This window comes from Streptomyces sp. NPDC043908, assembly GCF_056435525.1.
In genome coordinates this window covers 41559-57472 of sequence record NZ_JBWKEI010000019.1, presented here as the reverse complement: position 1 = coordinate 57472, position 15914 = coordinate 41559, and the positions used below count along the sequence as shown (strand labels likewise).

The 15914-nt window shown below is 71.2% G+C and carries 17 protein-coding genes and 1 pseudogene; 9 read left to right on the top strand and 9 right to left on the bottom strand.

Translation table 11 applies throughout. The annotated features are described in order from the left end of the window. Positions 1-40 precede the first annotated feature (40 nt). From AC069K_RS31765 to AC069K_RS31755, 3 genes are all read right to left on the bottom strand, one after another. A complete protein-coding gene (locus AC069K_RS31765) occupies positions 41-988 on the bottom strand; it encodes an RNA polymerase sigma factor SigF (RefSeq protein WP_358833054.1) in 948 nt (315 codons plus the stop codon). 14 nt (positions 989-1002) lie between these two features. After that, complete coding sequence (locus AC069K_RS31760) at positions 1003-1416, bottom strand: ATP-binding protein (protein ID WP_067163834.1); 414 nt, start codon at positions 1414-1416, stop codon at positions 1003-1005. Positions 1417-1719: 303 nt separating this feature from the next. After that, a complete protein-coding gene (locus AC069K_RS31755) occupies positions 1720-1980 on the bottom strand; it encodes a UBP-type zinc finger domain-containing protein (RefSeq protein WP_358833055.1) in 261 nt (86 codons plus the stop codon). Between the two features lie 40 nt (positions 1981-2020). Between AC069K_RS31755 and AC069K_RS31750 the strand changes: the two genes are divergently transcribed. Continuing rightward, entirely contained in the window at positions 2021-3619 is a 1599-nt protein-coding gene (locus AC069K_RS31750; protein ID WP_478622017.1) for a Na+/H+ antiporter, read from the top strand. Between the two features lie 35 nt (positions 3620-3654). Here AC069K_RS31750 and AC069K_RS31745 read toward each other — a convergent pair whose 3' ends face one another. Further along, the gene (locus AC069K_RS31745) at positions 3655-4563 is read right to left on the bottom strand and encodes a 1-aminocyclopropane-1-carboxylate deaminase/D-cysteine desulfhydrase (protein ID WP_478622015.1); all 909 of its coding nucleotides are present in this window, start codon (positions 4561-4563) and stop codon (positions 3655-3657) included. 51 nt (positions 4564-4614) lie between these two features. Next, positions 4615-5205 (bottom strand): N-acetylmuramoyl-L-alanine amidase, encoded by a 591-nt coding sequence (locus AC069K_RS31740; RefSeq protein ID WP_365114356.1) that lies wholly within the window; start codon positions 5203-5205, stop codon positions 4615-4617. 376 nt (positions 5206-5581) lie between these two features. Between AC069K_RS31740 and AC069K_RS31735 the strand changes: the two genes are divergently transcribed. The 3 genes from AC069K_RS31735 (at position 5582) to AC069K_RS31725 (ending at position 8917) form a co-directional block, all read left to right on the top strand. Further along, complete coding sequence (locus tag AC069K_RS31735) at positions 5582-6979, top strand: family 2B encapsulin nanocompartment shell protein (protein ID WP_478622013.1); 1398 nt, start codon at positions 5582-5584, stop codon at positions 6977-6979. Positions 6980-7119: 140 nt separating this feature from the next. After that, positions 7120-8151 (top strand): family 2 encapsulin nanocompartment cargo protein polyprenyl transferase, encoded by a 1032-nt coding sequence (locus tag AC069K_RS31730; protein WP_365111498.1) that lies wholly within the window; start codon positions 7120-7122, stop codon positions 8149-8151. Positions 8152-8290: 139 nt separating this feature from the next. Next, on the top strand, positions 8291-8917 hold the full coding sequence (locus AC069K_RS31725; RefSeq protein WP_478622011.1) for a GNAT family N-acetyltransferase: 627 nt from the start codon (positions 8291-8293) through the stop codon (positions 8915-8917). Between the two features lie 29 nt (positions 8918-8946). Here AC069K_RS31725 and AC069K_RS31720 read toward each other — a convergent pair whose 3' ends face one another. Next, on the bottom strand, positions 8947-9519 hold the full coding sequence (locus tag AC069K_RS31720; protein ID WP_478622009.1) for a TetR/AcrR family transcriptional regulator: 573 nt from the start codon (positions 9517-9519) through the stop codon (positions 8947-8949). A gap of 113 nt (positions 9520-9632) precedes the next feature. Between AC069K_RS31720 and AC069K_RS31715 the strand changes: the two genes are divergently transcribed. Next, positions 9633-10208, top strand: a complete 576-nt coding sequence (locus AC069K_RS31715; protein ID WP_478622007.1) for a dihydrofolate reductase family protein — start codon at positions 9633-9635, stop codon at positions 10206-10208. Between the two features lie 58 nt (positions 10209-10266). Continuing rightward, positions 10267-10710 (top strand): DUF6304 family protein, encoded by a 444-nt coding sequence (locus tag AC069K_RS31710; protein ID WP_478622005.1) that lies wholly within the window; start codon positions 10267-10269, stop codon positions 10708-10710. A 112-nt stretch (positions 10711-10822) separates the two neighbouring features. On the opposite strand, the gene AC069K_RS31705 is transcribed toward AC069K_RS31710, so the two are convergent. Further along, on the bottom strand, positions 10823-11230 hold the full coding sequence (locus AC069K_RS31705) for a VOC family protein (protein ID WP_365111510.1): 408 nt from the start codon (positions 11228-11230) through the stop codon (positions 10823-10825). Here AC069K_RS31705 and AC069K_RS31700 point away from each other — a divergent pair. Beyond that, positions 11229-11909 (top strand): diadenylate cyclase, encoded by a 681-nt coding sequence (locus tag AC069K_RS31700; RefSeq protein WP_478622003.1) that lies wholly within the window; start codon positions 11229-11231, stop codon positions 11907-11909. The genes AC069K_RS31705 and AC069K_RS31700 overlap by 2 nt on opposite strands. A gap of 152 nt (positions 11910-12061) precedes the next feature. Here the strand turns inward: AC069K_RS31700 and AC069K_RS31695 are convergent, their stop codons facing one another. Together AC069K_RS31695 and AC069K_RS31690 are read right to left on the bottom strand one after the other, a co-directional pair. Continuing rightward, complete coding sequence (locus AC069K_RS31695; protein WP_478622001.1) at positions 12062-12595, bottom strand: NUDIX domain-containing protein; 534 nt, start codon at positions 12593-12595, stop codon at positions 12062-12064. 1 nt (position 12596) lies between these two features. After that, on the bottom strand, positions 12597-13952 hold the full coding sequence (locus tag AC069K_RS31690; RefSeq protein WP_478621999.1) for a tetratricopeptide repeat protein: 1356 nt from the start codon (positions 13950-13952) through the stop codon (positions 12597-12599). A gap of 220 nt (positions 13953-14172) precedes the next feature. Between AC069K_RS31690 and AC069K_RS31685 the strand changes: the two genes are divergently transcribed. Both AC069K_RS31685 and AC069K_RS31680 read left to right on the top strand, forming a co-directional pair. Beyond that, positions 14173-14922, top strand: a complete 750-nt coding sequence (locus AC069K_RS31685; protein ID WP_478622081.1) for a hypothetical protein — start codon at positions 14173-14175, stop codon at positions 14920-14922. A gap of 80 nt (positions 14923-15002) precedes the next feature. Then, positions 15003-15913 (top strand): annotated as a pseudogene (locus tag AC069K_RS31680) (phosphotransferase family protein). Position 15914 lies beyond the last annotated feature (1 nt).

The following is a 15914-nucleotide window of genomic DNA, read 5'->3' as shown; positions in this document are numbered from 1 at the left end:
GCCGGACGCCGGGCGCGCGCCCCGGGGCGGGTCCGGCCGCCTACTCCTCCACCAGCAGCTTCTCCCGCAGCTGTGCCAGCGTCCTGGCCAGCAGCCGCGAGACGTGCATCTGCGAGATGCCGACCTCCTGCGCGATCTGCGACTGGGTCATGTTGCCGAAGAAGCGCAGCAGCAGGATCCGCTTCTCGCGCGGCGGCAGGTCCTCCAGGAGCGGCTTCAGCGACTCCCGGTACTCCACGCCCTCCAGCGCCTCGTCCTCCGCGCCCAGGGTGTCCGCGACGGCCGGCGACTCGTCGTCGGTGTCCGGGACGTCCAGGGAGAGCGTCGAGTAGGCGTTGGCCGACTCCAGGCCCTCCAGGACCTCCTCCTCGGAGATGCCCAGGCGCTCCGCCAGCTCGTGCACCGTGGGCGAGCGGCCGTGCTGCTGGGAGAGCTCGGCCGTGGCCGTGGTGAGCGCGAGGCGCAGCTCCTGGAGGCGGCGCGGCACCCGGACCGCCCAGCCCTTGTCGCGGAAGTGCCGCTTGATCTCGCCGACGACCGTGGGCGTCGCGTACGTCGAGAACTCGACCCCTCGCTCCGGATCGAACCGGTCGACCGACTTGATCAGGCCGATGGTGGCGACCTGGGTCAGGTCGTCCAGGGGCTCGCCGCGGTTGCGGAACCGCCGGGCCAGGTGCTCGACCAGCGGCAGGTGCATCCGGACGAGCCGGTTGCGCAGCTCGGCCTTCTCCGGCGAACCGTCGGGGAGCTTGCGCAGCTCGATGAACATCGCCCGCGCCCCGCTGCGGTCCTGCGGATCGTGCTGGTGGTGCGTGTGCTCGATGTGCTCGCTCATGTGGGCCGCCCGCTCTGCCTGCCGCGTCTGCTCCGCCACGGCCTCAAGGCCGTCAAGTCCGTCCACCGGGTGCGGCCGGGCCTGCTGCTCCGGGATACCGATGGAGAGCGGCTCCTCCGGGTGCGACTCGGGGATGCGCCTGTCGTCCCGCACCGGACCGTCCCCGCTCACGCCGGTCCGGGTCCCGCGCCGCGCTGTTTGTACAGGCTGATGGAGACCGTACGGTCGTCGGCGACCGAGGAGTCGACCTTGCCGGCGAGCGCGGAGAGCACCGTCCAGGCGAAGGTGTCGCGCTCGGGCGCCCGGCCGTCCGTGGTCGGGGCCGAGACCGTGACCTCCAGGGAGTCGTCGACGAGACGGAAGACACAGCTCAGCACGGAGCCGGGGACGGCCTGCTGGAGCAGGATCGCGCAGGCCTCGTCGACCGCGATACGCAGATCCTCGATCTCGTCGAGGGTGAAGTCCAAACGTGCCGCGAGACCGGCCGTGGCCGTACGCAGCACCGACAGGTAGGCACCCGCGGCCGGCAGCCGGACTTCCACGAAGTCCTGGTTCCCGGGCTCGCCTGCGATCTGGGACACCCTCACCTCCAAGGTGCACAAGCTCTCTCGGGCCCCGGCGGAGGGGACGCCTCCGGGGCCATGCGGTACGAAATGCGGTGATCGTGCGTCGTCCACGCGATCGTGGTGCTCGGAAGGGCGACGCTATCGCGATCCATGGTGCCGTGTCGCCGGGACCCCTCCCGGCAGGTGTCACTCATGGTAAGCATATGAGCACGGACAGTGGCTAGAGGTGTGCGGTGCCCAATTGCTGTGAACCGGCGCCGGGTTGACGTACCCAGCCCGAAGGGTGCCGAACCGTCCGGATTCCCCCGGCCTTCCTCCTCACACCAGCGCGTTGTCCACGAAGCACCAGCGCCAGTCCTCGCCCGGCTCCAGCGTGCGCATCACCGGGTGCCCGGTGGCGAGGTGGTGGGCGGTCGCGTGCCGCATCGGCGAGGAGTCGCAGCAGCCCACATAGCCGCACACCAGACAGAGCCGCAGCTGTACGTGATGGGTGCCCGCGGCCAGGCACTGCGGGCAGGTGTCCGTCAGCGCGGGGGGCTCGGGGCGCGGCAGTTCGGCAACGTGGGGGCACTCGCTCATGATTGCCAGGTTACGACGGTCGGGTTGTGAGGTGGCTGGGATGGACGCGTTGCCGCTGGTGGCACTGGTCGCGGGGAGCGCCGTGGTGGCCGGGGCCGCCCGCCGCACCCCGGTGCCGGCCCCTCTGCTGCTGGTCGCGGCGGGGCTCGCCGCCGCCTATGTGCCGGGTGTCCCGGACTACACGCTCGACCCGCACATCGTGCTGCCCCTGCTGCTGCCCCCGCTGCTGTACACGGCCGCCGTCGACAGCTCGTACCTGGACCTGCGGGCCAATCTGCGGCCCGTCGCGCTGCTCTCGGTCGGGTACGTCCTGTTCGCGACGGTGGCCGTCGGCTGGCTCGCCTATCTGCTGGTGCCCGACCTGCCGCTCACCGCCGCCCTGGTGCTCGGCGCGGTGGTCGCGCCGCCGGACGCGGTCGCGGCCACCGCGATCGCCCGGCGCCTGGGCCTGCCGGGCCGCATCACCACCATCCTCCAGGGCGAGTCCCTGGTGAACGACGCGACCGCCATCACCGCCTACAAGGTGGCGCTTGCGGCCGCGGTGGGGGAGGGGGCGACCTGGGCGGGAGGAATCGGGGAGTTCGCGCTGGCCTCGCTCGGCGGGGTCGGGATCGGGCTCGTGCTGATGGTGCCGATCCACTGGCTGCGCACCCGTCTGACGGAGGCGCTGCTCCAGAACACCCTCTCGCTGCTCATCCCCTTCGTGGCGTACGCGGCGGCCGAGGAGGTCGGGGCGTCCGGGGTGCTCGCCGTGGTGGTCGTCGCGCTCCATCTGGGCCACCGCTCCTGGCAGGTGGACTTCGCCACCCGGCTCCAGGAGGCGGCGGTCTGGAAGATGGTCGCCTTCGTCCTGGAGTCGTCGGTGTTCGCGCTGATCGGGCTCCAACTGCCGGTGGTGCTGCGGGGGCTCGGGGAGTACCGGGTGGGGGAGGCGGTGCTGTACGCCACCGGCGTCTTCGCCGCGGTCGTCGCGATGCGGTTCGTCTGGGTCTTCCCCGCGACCTTCCTGCCGCGCGTCCTGTCGGAGCGGATCCGCACCCGCGAGGCGGACACGGACTGGACGGCTCCGGTGATCGTGGGATGGGCCGGTATGCGCGGGGTGGTCTCGCTCGCCATCGCCTTCTCCATCCCGCTCACCACGCACGACGGCACCCCCTTCCCGGCCCGCAACCTCGTCCTGTTCCTGACCTTCACCACGGTCATCGCCACCCTCGTGGTGCAGGGCCTGACGCTGCCGCCGCTGATCCGGGCGCTGAAGCTGCCCGGGCGCGACGCGCGGGCCGCGACGCTGGCCGAGGCGCAGGCCCAGAGCGACGCCTCGCTGGCCGCCGAGCGCCGGCTGGAGGAACTCCTCGCGGACGAGGCGAACGCGCTGCCGCAGCCGCTGGTCGACCGGCTGCGCACGGTCCTGGAGCGGCGCCGCAACTCCCCGTGGGAACGGCTGGGCGGGGTGAACGCGGTGACCGGCGAGTCGGCCGACACCACCTACCGCAGGCTCTCGCGCGAGATGATCGGCGCCGAGCGCGAGGTGTTCGTGCAGCTGCGGGACGCGCGCCGGATCGACGACGAGATGCTGCGCACCCTGCTGCGCCGGCTCGACCTGGAGGAGGCGGCGGCGTACCGCGAGAGCGAGTCCTGAGCGCCCCCGGCGGCCCTACGGCCGCAACGGCGGCCCTACGGCCGCAACGGCGGCCCGGTGACGACGGCGGCGACCGAGCTCCCCTCGGGGAACGCGCCCTCCTGGGCGAGCGTCACCAGCCCGTACAGCATCTTGGCGACATACAGCCGCTCCAGCGGCAGACCGTGGCGGGCCTCGAAGTCGTCGGCGAAGGCGTCGAGCGCGGGGGCGGTACGGGCGTAACCGCCGCAGTGGAAGCGCTCGTCCAGCGACCAGTTGTCCCCGGCCGCGCCGAAGGCCTCCTCCTGCGAGCGCCGTATCTCGCGCGCGAGGAAGCCGCCGCGCAGCACCGGGAACCCGAGCGCGCGCCGGTCGCCCGTGAGTCCGGCGGCGAGTCCGGCCAGGGTGCCGCCGGTCCCGCAGGCCACCGCCACCACGTCGGCGCGGCCGTCCAGCTCGCGCCCCAGCTCCGCGCAGCCCCGCACGGCCAGGGCGTTGCTGCCGCCCTCGGGGACGGTGTAGGCGCCGGGCCCGAAGCGCTCGCGCAGCGCGGCCAGCACCTCCGGCTCGGCCTTGCGCCGGTAGGTCGCGCGGTCCAGGAAGTGCAGCCGCATGCCGTCCGCCGCGCACCGGGCGAGCGAGGGGTTCAGGGGCCGGTGGGCGAGCTCGTCGCCGCGGACCACGCCGATGGTGGGAAAGCCCAGGAGGCGGCCGGCCGCGGCGGTGGCGCGCAGATGGTTGGAGTAGGCGCCGCCGAACGTCAGCACCGGGCGCCCGGCCGCCTCGCGCAGGTTCAGCGCGAGTTTGCGCCACTTGTTGCCCGGCAGGGCCGGGTGGATCAGATCGTCGCGCTTGAGCAGCAGCCGGAGGCCGTGGCGGGCGAAGCGCTCGTCCTCGACCGGTTGCAGAGGCGAAGGGATACGCGGCCGCAGGGCGGTGGTGGGGTCGAGCGCTTCTTCGGTCACCTGTCCATTGTGACCGGGGCCGTCACTTCGGCCCGCTTCACTTCGGCCGCCTCACTTCAGCCGCTCGTGGACCCGCTCCCGCAGCCACTCCATGCCGAAGCCGCGCGGGTCGACCTTGCCGGGCTGCCACTCCCGGTGGCCGATCACCGACCGCTCGGTCCAGCCGTAGTGCCGGCAGACGGCTGCGGCGGCCTTCTCGATCGCCAGGAGCTGGGCCGGTGGCCAGGGGTCCTCGCCGTCGCCGAGGTTCTCGCACTCGAACCCGTAGAAGCGCGGGTTGCCGTCGGTGTCGGCCTTCTGGCACAGCGGCAGGCGTTTCTCCGCGATGACCGCGCGCAGCACGTCGCCGTCGCCCGCGCCGGCGTGGTTGGCGCGGCCGTTGCCGACCATGTGGACGGTGCCGTCCTTGGTGATCACGCCGTGGCAGAGCGGACCGGGCAGACTGTCGTAACCGTCGTAGCAGATGCGAACGGTCGCGTCCGCGCCCCGGGTGACGGTGTGGTGGATCATCACCCCGTTGAGGGGCCCCCAGGCGCCGTGCCCGGCCCGGTTGTGGGTGCGCCAGCCGTCGACCTCGACGACATGGAGTCCTTCGGCGCGCAGCGCGGAGAGGATCTGGTCAGCCGACATGGGTGGGGCCATGGCCGACTCCTTCGATGAGCGGTACCCCGGTTTGCGGTACCTGGTGCGGTTGAGCCGGAATGTGCTCTACCCGCTTCTACCGGAACTTCCCACTATGGGCGATCTGTTCGGGCCGCGTGCGAGCCGATCCGGACAGAACGCCCGATGACGGACAGTGCTGCGTGAGCCAGAGGTCGGCGCCGAACGCCTCGTACACGCAGGGGTGTCGGCGGGCGCGACGCCCCCGGCGAGGAGCCGGGTGCCGCGTGGGAGAGCGCAACCTGCCCCGCCGTGCGGGGTTCTAGTCCCACTCATTTGTGTAATGGCGCGCACACCGTCCGTGCTGGAAGGCTTCTCGCGCAGGTCAGCTCATGATCGGAAGATCGAGGGGAAACACATGTCGGTCGAGGCAGGGCCCGAGAACCGCGCGCAGCAGAGTCTTGGCACCGCCGCCGCGCGGAATCTGGCGACCACCACCAAGTCCGCCCCGCAGATGCAGGAGATCACCTCCCGGTGGCTGCTGCGCATGCTGCCGTGGGTGCAGGTCAAGGGTGGTACGTACCGGGTCAACCGGCGACTGAGCTACTCGGTGGGCGACGGCAGGATCACCTTCGTGCAGACCGGCCAGCGGGTGGCCGTGATCCCCGCCGAGCTGGGCGAACTGCCCGCGCTGCGCGGCTTCGAGGACGAGTCGGCGCTGACCGAGCTGGCGAACCGCTGCGAGCAGCGCGAGTACGCGGCGGGGGAGGTCCTCGCCACCGCCGGGGACCCGGTGGACACGGTCTATCTGATCGCCCACGGCCGCGTCGAGCGCATCGGCACCGGGCCCTACGGCGACGAGGCGGTGCTCGGCGTCCTCGCCGACGGGGCGCACCTGGGCGAGCAGGCGCTGGTCTCGGGCGATGCCACCTGGGACGACACCGCCCGCGCCGCGACCGCCTGCACCGTCCTGACGCTCAGGCGCGCGGACGTGCTCAACCTCGCCGAGCGCGCCACCTCCCTGGACGAGCACCTCACCGCCTTCGCGGCGATCCCGGAGCAGCGGACGAACAAGTACGGCGAGGCGGCCATCGACCTGGCCGCCGGCCATGTCGGCGAGGCGGTCATCCCGCACACGTACGTGGACTACGAGGGCGCGCCGCGCGAGTACGAACTCTCCGTCGCGCAGACGGTGTTGAAGGTCCACAGTCGGGTCGCGGACCTGTACAACCAGCCGATGAACCAGACCGAGCAGCAGTTGCGGCTCACCGTCGAGGCGCTGCGCGAGCGCCAGGAGGACGAGCTCGTCAACAACCGCGAGTTCGGCCTCCTCGCCAACTGCGACTACGGCCAGCGCCTCCAGCCCCACGACGGCGTGCCCAGCCCCGACGACATGGACGAACTGCTCGCCCGCCGCCGCGGCAGCAAGCTCTTCCTCGCCCACCCGCGCGCCATCGCCGCCTTCGGCCGCGAGTGCAACAAACGCGGCCTGGTCCCCGAGAGCATCGACGTCGCCGGCACCCGCATTTCGACCTGGCGCGGGGTGCCCATCTTCCCCTGCAACAAGATCCCGGTCAGCGACGCCCGTACGACCTCGATCCTCTGCATGCGTACCGGCGAGGACGAGCAGGGCGTCATCGGCCTCCAGCAGAGCGGCATCCCCGACGAGATCGAGCCGAGCCTGTCGGTGCGGTTCATGGGGATCGACGAGCAGGCGATCATCTCGTACCTGGTCACCGCCTACTACTCCGCCGCGATCCTCGTCCCGGACGCCCTCGGTGTCCTGGAGAACGTGGAAGTCAGCCGCTGGCGCTGACCCCCGGCCCCGGGCGGGCGGCCGGCGGTCGGGGAGGTCCCCCGGCCGCCCGTCCGGAAAAGACCCCCACCGCGCGCGGCGGGCCACGACGCGGGAGGGGCCGCGCAGTCGGACACGGCGAGAGGAGTGACGAGTTGGTCATGGGGGAAGCCGTCGAGGGACGCGAGGCCGTGGACCTGCTGGAACGGACCCGGGCGGCGGTGAACCCGATGCTGCGGGACACCGTGGAGTCGCTGCCCGGATCGATACGGCGGGTCGCGATGTACCACTTCGGCTGGGAGCACGCCGACGGCACCCCGGCCGCCGGACAGGCGGGCAAGGCGATCCGGCCCGCGCTCGTCCTCGCGGCCACCGCGGCGCTGGGCGGCGACCCGGGGCGGGCGCTGCGGGCCGCCGCGGCCGTCGAGCTCGTCCACAACTTCACCCTGCTGCACGACGACGTGATCGACGAGGACGCCACCCGGCACCACCGGCCCACCGCCTGGACGGTGTTCGGCACCCCGGACGCGATCGTCGTCGGGGACGCGCTGCTCGCGCTGGCGCTGCGGCTGCTCGCCGAGGACCCCCACCCGGCGGCCCCGGCCGCCTCCGCCCGGCTCGCCTCCTGCGTCATCGAACTCTGCGCCGGACAGCAGGCCGACTGCGCCTTCGAGCAGCGCGGCCCCCAGGAGGTCTCCCTGGAGGAGTGCCTGGACATGGCGATGGCCAAGACCGGGGCGCTGCTGGGCTGCGCCTGCTCGCTGGGCGCGCTGTACGCGGGCAGCGGGCCCGACGAGGTGTCCGCGCTCGACGCGTTCGGCCGCGAGGCGGGGCTGGCCTTCCAGCTCATCGACGATCTGATCGGCATCTGGGGCGACCCCGGCCGTACCGGCAAACCCGCCGGGGCCGACCTCGCCTCGCACAAGAAGTCGCTGCCGGTGGTGGCCGCCCTGACCTCGGCCACCCCGGCGGCGGCCGAACTCGCCGAGCTGTACCGGGGCCCGATGGGGGCGGCCGCGGTGCGGCGGGCGGCGGGGGCGGTGGACCGGGCGGGCGGCCGCGACTGGGCGCAGATCCACGCGGCCGACCGGATGGCCCGGGCGGTCGGCGAGCTGTCCCGGGCGGTCCCGGACCTCGCCGCGGCGGGCGACCTGCTGGCCCTGGCGGAGTACGTGACCCGGCGCTCCCACTGACAGCGGCCCGAGGGGGGGGCGGGCGCCGAGGGGTCCCGGGGCTGCCACCGGGGACCCCTCGCGCCCCGACTCGGGGAGAGCCAACCCTAGGATCGTCGCGGTCAGTTGAGGATCGACGGAACGCGACAAGGGTGGCGACATGGGCGGCGACATGGGTACGGGACCGGGCACGGGCATACGGCGGGTCGCGCGCGACGACGAGAAGGCGGTGGAGGCGGCGGTGCGCCTGCTCGACGAGGCGTTCCAGGACGACCCGGTGAGCAGCTGGGTCTTCCCGGACCCGGCGCACCGCCGCGAGAGGCACCCCCACCTGATGCGCGCCTTCCTGGAGATCGCGCTCGACGAGGGGCATGCCGACCTCGCCGAGGACGGCACGGCGACCGCCCTGTGGCTCGACGTCCCCGCAGAGGCGGAGGAGGGCGAGGGGGAGGGCCCGGCGCAGCTGCGGGCGGCCGTCGACCCGGAGAACGAGCGGGTGGAGCTGATCGGCCGCCTCACCGCGTCCATCCACCCGCACGGCCGCGCGCACCGGTACCTGCTGCTGATCGCGGTCGCCCCGGACCGCCAGGGGCAGGGGGCGGGGGCCGCGCTCATCGCTCCCGTCCTGGCGGAGTGCGACCGCGAGGGCATGCCCGCCTATCTGGAGGCCAGCAGCGCGCGCAGCTCCGTGCTGTACGAACGGCTCGGCTTCACGCACCTCGGTGAGCCGCTGCGGCTGCCGGACGGACCGCCGATGTACCCGATGTGGCGCGAGCCGCGCGGCTGAGCAGGCACGTCGCCGTACGGGACCGGGGCTCAGCCGCCGAGCACCCGGTCCACCATCAGCCCCACCAGCCGCTCCGCGGTGTCCTCGCCGAGCAGGTCCGGCAGGGTGAGGTGGTCGACCAGCAGGCCGGTCATGGCGAAGTAGAGCAGCCGTACCGTGTCCGCGTCGCCCGGGAGTCCCGCGTCCAGATGGAACGCGATGTTCGCCTCCAGCTCGGCGCGGACGGCCTCCGTCAGCGCCTCCCGGAGCTCCGGCCGGCGGGTGGCCTCCAGCCGGAGCTCCAGCATCGCGAGGTAGCCGGTGCGCTCCCCCGCGACGCGCCGCAGCAGCCAGCGCAGCAGCGTGGCCACCAGCTCCCGCGAGGGCGCGGCCCGCATCGCCTCGCTCACCTCGGCCGGATCCGGTGCCATCCGTACGTGGATGTGCCGTCCGGCCTGGGTGAGCAGGTCGTCCCTGCTGGTGAAGTAGTTGGACGCGGTGCCGGGCGGCACCTTGGCCTCGGTGTCCACCGCGCGGAAGGTCAGCCCGCGCGCCCCCTCGCGCGCCAGCACCTCGATCGCCGCGTCCACGAGAGCGGTTCTGCGTTCCGGGTTCCTGACCATCCGCGTCCCTCTTTCCGTGAAGGCCGTAAAGGCCTTGCGCAACCACTACACACAAAGTACTTTACCTGAAGTGGTTGATCGCCCGACCGCCCCCCGATCCAGAAGAGGCCGGCTTGCGCAAGCTCTCGTACTACATCGCCCTCACCCTCGACGGCTTCATCGCCGCCCCGGACGGGTCATTCGACTTCTATCCGCTGAGCGAGGAGTTCGTCGGCTTCCTGGCGGGCGAGTTCCCCGACACCCTGCCCACCGCCGCCCGGCGGGCCCTCGGCGTCGACGAGGCGCCCCCCTCGCGGTACGACACGGTGGTGATGGGCCGCGGGACGTACGAGCCCGCCCTCAAGGAGGGCATCACCAGCCCGTACGCCCATCTGCGCCAGATCGTCTTCTCGCGCGGCCTCGGCGACTCCCCGGACCCGGCGGTCGAGGTCGTCTCCGGCGACCCGGTGGCGTACGTGCGCGACCTCAAGCGCGAGGACGGCCTGGACATCTATCTGTGCGGCGGCGCCGACCTCGCCGGACAGCTCATCGACGAGATCGACGAGCTCGTCATCAAGAGCTATCCGATCGTGGCGGGGGCCGGAATCCCCCTGTTCCGGGCGGAGTTCGGGCCTCGCTCGTTCGTGCCGACGGACAGCCGTTCCTTCGAAAACGGTACAGTCGTCACCACTTACACAAGGAAGCGCTAACTCCCATTTCGGTCACGCCCTGTGACGAACGGCAGGCCGCGCCGCTAATCTCCCGCCCATGACCACACAGTCCTGGGCGGGCTGGTACCGAGACCGCCATGGATCCGAAGCGCTGACGATCACCGCCGACGGGACCCAACTGCACACCCGCATCAGGGGAGTCGACTTCGCCGGGACGGGGTTCGACTCGCTCGGCCCGGTACCGGGGATACCGCCGGAGGGCTCGTTCGTGCTCGACGGCGGCACCCTCCGCGACTTCGTCCTGGAATGGGACATGCCGGTACCGGTCGCCTCCCCCGACGGCGCCCTCCACCAGGCGACGCTGAGCTGCCTGCTCTCCCTCAAGCCGCCCGAGCCCGACCTGGGACTCGCCCTGCACCTGGGGGGAGCGGTGTACGCCTCGGGCCGCGCCGAACTGGACTTCGCCTCGGTGCTGGACGACATCCGCCGCCAACTCCCGCACGGGGCCGAGCTCCGGCCGTCCGTCCTCGAAAACATCTGACCCCGGGCGCGGCCGCATACGACGGCCGCGCCCCCTTCCGTATCCGGGCGGTCGGCGAGCCCTTAACGGGGTGAGTCGCGACCGTCCGCACCGGCCTGCTTTCCGAACCGGTTCAGTACGTCTGCAACTCCACCAGGTTGCCGTCCGGGTCGTGCAGATGGGCGGCCCGCATCGTCGGGCCCCACTGCGGCCGGTCCTGGGCCGGGGCGATCACCGTGGCGCCGGCGGACGCGCAGAGGTCGACGGCGGCGTCGAGTGCCTCGGGCCCGTCCACCCGGATGACGACGGAGGCCCCCACGGGCACGTTCTCCTCCCCGACGGCCGCGGTCATCGCGGCCCGCGAGAACACCGCGAACGCGGTGCGCCCCTCGCAGTCGTCCCAGCTGGCGTACCCCGACGCCTCGGTGCCGCGCGCCAGCGAGCACCCGGTCAGCTTGGGCAGGACGGCCGTGTAGAAGCGGAAGGTCGGCTCGTAACGCTCCACCAGGAGCCGTGTGTAAGGGGGTTCGAGAGGTGACATGCCGCGAATCTACCGCGCGACCTCGACGCGACCGACCGACGTATGCGGCCTCGTGGCCCGGCCCGGGACGGGAAAGGGACCCGGGACGGGAAGAGGCCCGGCCGGGGATCCCGGTCGGGCCTCTTCTCCGACATCGGCCCGCCTATCGCCACAGTCGTGGTCTATCGAGCCGACTCGGCTGACAACTGAGCTATTGACACAGCTGACAGACATGGATGGTGCGGTGCTCGTTGACCCGCAAGGTCGGTGTCATGCTATCGGTGTAATTCTCGATGGCACTGCCCATGGTCGGGGTGATCCAGCTCGAGGCAGTCGGTTTAACAATGCCATTCGGTATCTCGACAGTGATCGGCCTCCGGCGATTGTCGTTGTCTACAGCTCGGACGGCGTAATTAATATTCTGCCGCAACTGCACCCACGTATTGAGAAGCGGATCGTGACCGATGCCGTTGAGCGATATCTTGCTGCCGCTTCGGCGGAGTCGCTCAATTTCAAAGGGTGTAACGAGGCTTGGGATGCAGTGAAATCGTTGCGTTTCTACTTGTCGAGTGCTCAGTGTGAAGCGCTGAATCGCGCCCGAGTGCGAGTTGACGAGTGGGAAAAGCGGAATCGCGCCTTGCGAATTATCAAGTCGGATCTGGGGCCGGATCCGGATATGAACGATTCATACTGGCTATGACCTTGTCGAGGTGTGTCACGCCCTAGATCAGGGCTGCTGCCGTCCATTGCTAATCCATGCTCTGTTGCGAACGGGAGCGCTGCCTTGTCGGGATTCTGGCCCTATTGAAGCGAAGGGAGGCTCTGGCGGCCGGTCGGGTCGCAGGTGACCTTCTAGTGCCAGCCGTTGAGGGATACCTCTGAGCCCCCCGTGAGGTATCGGCGAAGGGCGCTTGAAGTAGTGTCGACGAAATTCTCGGGTACTGCGTCGGCGCCGACCCACCGGACCTGGGAGTGCTTGCGGGGTTCGCGGTTTTCGGGTTCGCCAGTCCATTCATGGGCGGCGAAGACGACCGTGAGGAAGCCGTTGGGGGCTTCGACGCCCCAGGCGCCGTGGATGATGTGGGCGACCTTGAGCGCTTCCGGCTTGACGGTCAGACCGGTCTCTTCGTACAGCTCGCGGATGGCCGTCTTGGTGATCGGCTCGCCGGGTTCACTCTTGCCGACCGGGAGGTCCCACATGCCCTGCGCGAATTTGGCCTGGTCGCTGCGCTGGAGGAGGACCACGCGGTTGGTGGCCTTGTCGTGGACGATGACGGCGGCGACCAGCAGGGTCATGGATTCCAGGGCGGGCTTGAGCGTCTTGGGCTGGTCATCGGTTGTCGGCTGAGCCACGGGGGTCCCTTCGTCGGCCGGGTTGGTGGGCATGTTAGGCGAGCGCCTCTCGGGCGCGGCGCGCGAGTTCGGCGGCGCCGGGTACTTTGCGCCGCTGGTAGACCGCCAGGGTGGAGCGGATCGACGTGATCGCCTTGCGGGTGCGGTCGGAGGTCATGCCGTCCATCAGAGTGAGAGCCTCGCTCCACGCGGCGACCGCCTCATCGGCGCGGGCCTGGGCGGCGAGGCTGTCGCCGAGGTCGGCGTAGGTGAGGGCGTGGACGCGCTTGTACTTCACAGGATCCCAGCGGACGAGCGCGTCGCGGTGCTGTTGCTCCGTTCCGACGTGATCGTCGAGGTCGGTGAGGGTGCGGGCCGTGTGGCTGGCGACGGTGCCGGCGGGGGGTCCGCTGACGAGGGAGAAGCTGGGTTGTGGGCCGTCGTCGCGGAGCAAGGCGTCTTCGGCGGCGAGGAGGGCGCGGGCCGCTGCGGCTTTCTCGTTGACTGCGGCGAAGGCACGGGCATGGGTGATGTGGAGGAGGGCCTCGGTCTGGCCGTCGACGTGGCCGAGACCTGCGCGTAGGGCGCCTTCGACAAGGTTGACGCAGTGGTGGGGCTGCTTGAGGCTCAGCGCCTGGTGGGCGAGGGCGCGCATCATCCAGGCGGCGTGGCCGTGCGGGTCGCCTTCGCAGGAGAGCTGGTAGCCGACCTGGTAGTAGCGCTGGGCGGCGCCTTCCTGGCCGAGGTCGTGGTGTTTCCACCCTGCGAGGTAGGCGAGTTCGGCGACGGCGCCGAAGGCGGCCCGGCGCAAGGCTTCGCCGGGGAAGCGTCCGCGCAGCATGGGGGCGGCTGTGTCGGCGAGGTACGCGGTGACGGTGGTCAGGCCATGCCCGCCACCGAGGCGTTCGTCGGCGGCGCTGAAGGCAGCGGTGATCTCCCGTACGACGTCGACGTCCTCCGCCCCGACCAGGGACGTGCCGGTGCGGGCACGGAGCATGCGGGCGGTGGCCTCGTGGTCATAGCCGAGCGGCATGGCCACCCCGGCTGTGGTGAAGGCCGCGATGGCGAGGAAGCGGCGGCGCTCGACGTCGGCGCGGCCCAGGTGGGTGGCCGCAAGGACGGGATCGGGTTCCGTCGGCTCCTCGGCATCACCGACGGGCAGGCTGATTTCGGTACGGGTGACCGGGCGCCCCGCACGGCGGGACAGCGCCTCGACCAGGTACTCGCCTACGCGGCCCGAGGGGGCGCGGGTGCCGTTCACCCAGTGCGAGATGGCCGACTTGTTGGTCCGAAGGATCTCGCCGTTCTCGGCGGCGATGCGCCGCACGTCTCGGGCGAGGGCCTCGTAGGTGCAGCCCGTCGCCTCGATGACGTCGCGTAGACGGGAGTTGGGGTTCCTCTGCGCCGCCACGATCGCCTCCATCCCAGGAGCTGTAAACCGCGTATACCACTTCAGCTGCCTCCCACCGTAGCCACTCAGCGTGACCAACGGTTCACTTATCAGCAGCCGCCCAGATGACGTGAGCGTGATCCAGGCTCCCTCTCTGTCCGGGCGGCGCCCCGAAGTTCCGTACGCCGCGAGGCTCGGGCATTCCTGTGCCCGAACCCGGCCGATCAGAGACGGAGACATGGTGACCACCATCGACACCACGGCCATCACGGTCGAGCTGCCCGAGACGTTCGACCCGCGCTGGAGCCGTTTGTCCGGCATCCAGGTCGACGGCCGACGCATCACGATCGACCCGGCCGAGTACTTCTTCCGCTTCGAGTCGAACACCTGGCTTGTCTCCGACTGGGAACTGGTCAAGTCCCAGCTCCTGGACGCCAAAGAGACGACCGAGAGCGCGGTCGAGCAGCTCGCGCTCGACTTCATCAAGCAGCACAGCGAGTCCACCTCCGACGCGGCCCGCGTCCTGGCCACCGCGTACGAGGTGTATGCGTATCTGTTCCGCGACGAGCACCTGGCCGGCCTCGGCCTGCCGCAGATTACCGCCGAGCACCTGCGGATGCTCCGCGAGGCGGCCACACTCATGGCGCTGAACAAGGTCGAGCTCGACGGGCACATCTCCAACGTCGGCCCGTGCTGGTTCTTCCCCGCCGCTACCTCCGTCGTCTTCGACCTGGACGACGAGACGGGCGGGATGCTCGACGAGGTCTACCACGGTGGATGGTTCAACGAGCACCGTCGGATCGAGTCCATCAAGGCCCACGCCGCGCTCGGGGGTCGGCTCGTGCACGGTTGCCAGTCCGTGCCGGACCAGTCCGGCGGCGTGGTCGCGCCCTACGGCGCCTCGATGGCGAACTTCCGCGATGACCTCGCCGCGTTCAAGGCGGGCTGGATCGAGCAGGTCTACGCCCACCGCGTGAACCCCGCCGCCTAACCCCACCCGATCAGGCTCCGGGGGCGGGCGGACACCCCTCGCCCGCCCCCGGCGCCACCAGCCTTCGCCGGAGCTCTCACGTGACCACGAACCCCAGCGCCGAACTCCTCGACCATCTGCTCACCGCGACCGGCCAGACCACCGCCGTACGGGAGGAGGTACGCGTGTGGTCCATGTCCGGCGTCGAGCGCGTCACCTTCTCCGACGGCGCCGCGGCCATCTTCAAGTACGCCCAGAAGCCCTTCGACAGCGAGGACCAGGCCCTCCGACTGGCCCGCACCCTCGGCGTACCCGTCCCCCAGGTCCACGCCTCCGCCGTCCTGGACGGCTGGCTCGGCATGCTCATGGAGGACCTCGGACCGTCCGTCCGCGAGGCCGACGACCTCGACGGCGTCACCGCGGCCGTGGTCCTGCACGGCACCCGCACCGCTCTTCCCTTGCCCTCCTGGACCAAGACCGGCTGCGCAAGCTCCCGTCCCGGGCGCTGGAGCACCTCGAACGGCTCCGTAAGGCCGACCGGTGGCAGAACGCCGACGACGTCGAGGACGCGCTCGACCGGATCGCCCGGGCCGCCGAGTCCCGCTCGGCCGGAACGACACTAGCGCCCTTCGGCTGGGTGCACTCCGAGTTCCACCCCACCAGCCTCCACATCGGCCAACACGGCTGGCGGTTGTTGGACTTCGCCCGCGCCTTCACCGGCCCCGGCCTGCTCGACCTCGCCAGCTGGCACGGCACCATCGAACCCCCACACCCCGTGCGCCTGCGCGTCTTCCTGGAGCAGTACGTCACCGCTGGCGGCACCCCCGACGCCCTCGTCCCGCGCGGCGGGCTCACCGCCGAGAACTGGGCCCTGGGCTGGCACCGCATGTGGGCCGTCGAGTGGTTCATGGAGCAGGCCATCCGCTGGATCAACGACCCGGCCACCGACCCCGCCTACCTCAAGGCCGTCCGCCGCCACCTCACGGACGTCCTCCACCTCCTGGAGATCTGAC

Bases quoted from the DNA above. Each gene is read 5' to 3' on its own strand.
- AC069K_RS31755 (WP_358833055.1), bottom strand. From the start codon at position 1,980: ATGAGCGAGTGCCCCCACGTTGCCGAACTGCCGCGCCCCGAGCCCCCC.
- AC069K_RS31750 (WP_478622017.1), top strand. From the start codon at position 2,021: ATGGACGCGTTGCCGCTGGTGGCACTGGTCGCGGGGAGCGCCGTGGTG.
- AC069K_RS31740 (WP_365114356.1), bottom strand. From the start codon at position 5,205: ATGGCCCCACCCATGTCGGCTGACCAGATCCTCTCCGCGCTGCGCGCC.
- AC069K_RS31735 (WP_478622013.1), top strand. From the start codon at position 5,582: ATGTCGGTCGAGGCAGGGCCCGAGAACCGCGCGCAGCAGAGTCTTGGC.
- AC069K_RS31730 (WP_365111498.1), top strand. From the start codon at position 7,120: ATGGGGGAAGCCGTCGAGGGACGCGAGGCCGTGGACCTGCTGGAACGG.
- AC069K_RS31725 (WP_478622011.1), top strand. From the start codon at position 8,291: ATGGGCGGCGACATGGGTACGGGACCGGGCACGGGCATACGGCGGGTC.
- AC069K_RS31720 (WP_478622009.1), bottom strand. From the start codon at position 9,519: ATGGTCAGGAACCCGGAACGCAGAACCGCTCTCGTGGACGCGGCGATC.
- AC069K_RS31710 (WP_478622005.1), top strand. From the start codon at position 10,267: ATGACCACACAGTCCTGGGCGGGCTGGTACCGAGACCGCCATGGATCC.
- AC069K_RS31700 (WP_478622003.1), top strand. From the start codon at position 11,229: ATGCCGCGAATCTACCGCGCGACCTCGACGCGACCGACCGACGTATGC.
- AC069K_RS31705 (WP_365111510.1), bottom strand. From the start codon at position 11,230: ATGTCACCTCTCGAACCCCCTTACACACGGCTCCTGGTGGAGCGTTAC.
- AC069K_RS31695 (WP_478622001.1), bottom strand. From the start codon at position 12,595: ATGCCCACCAACCCGGCCGACGAAGGGACCCCCGTGGCTCAGCCGACA.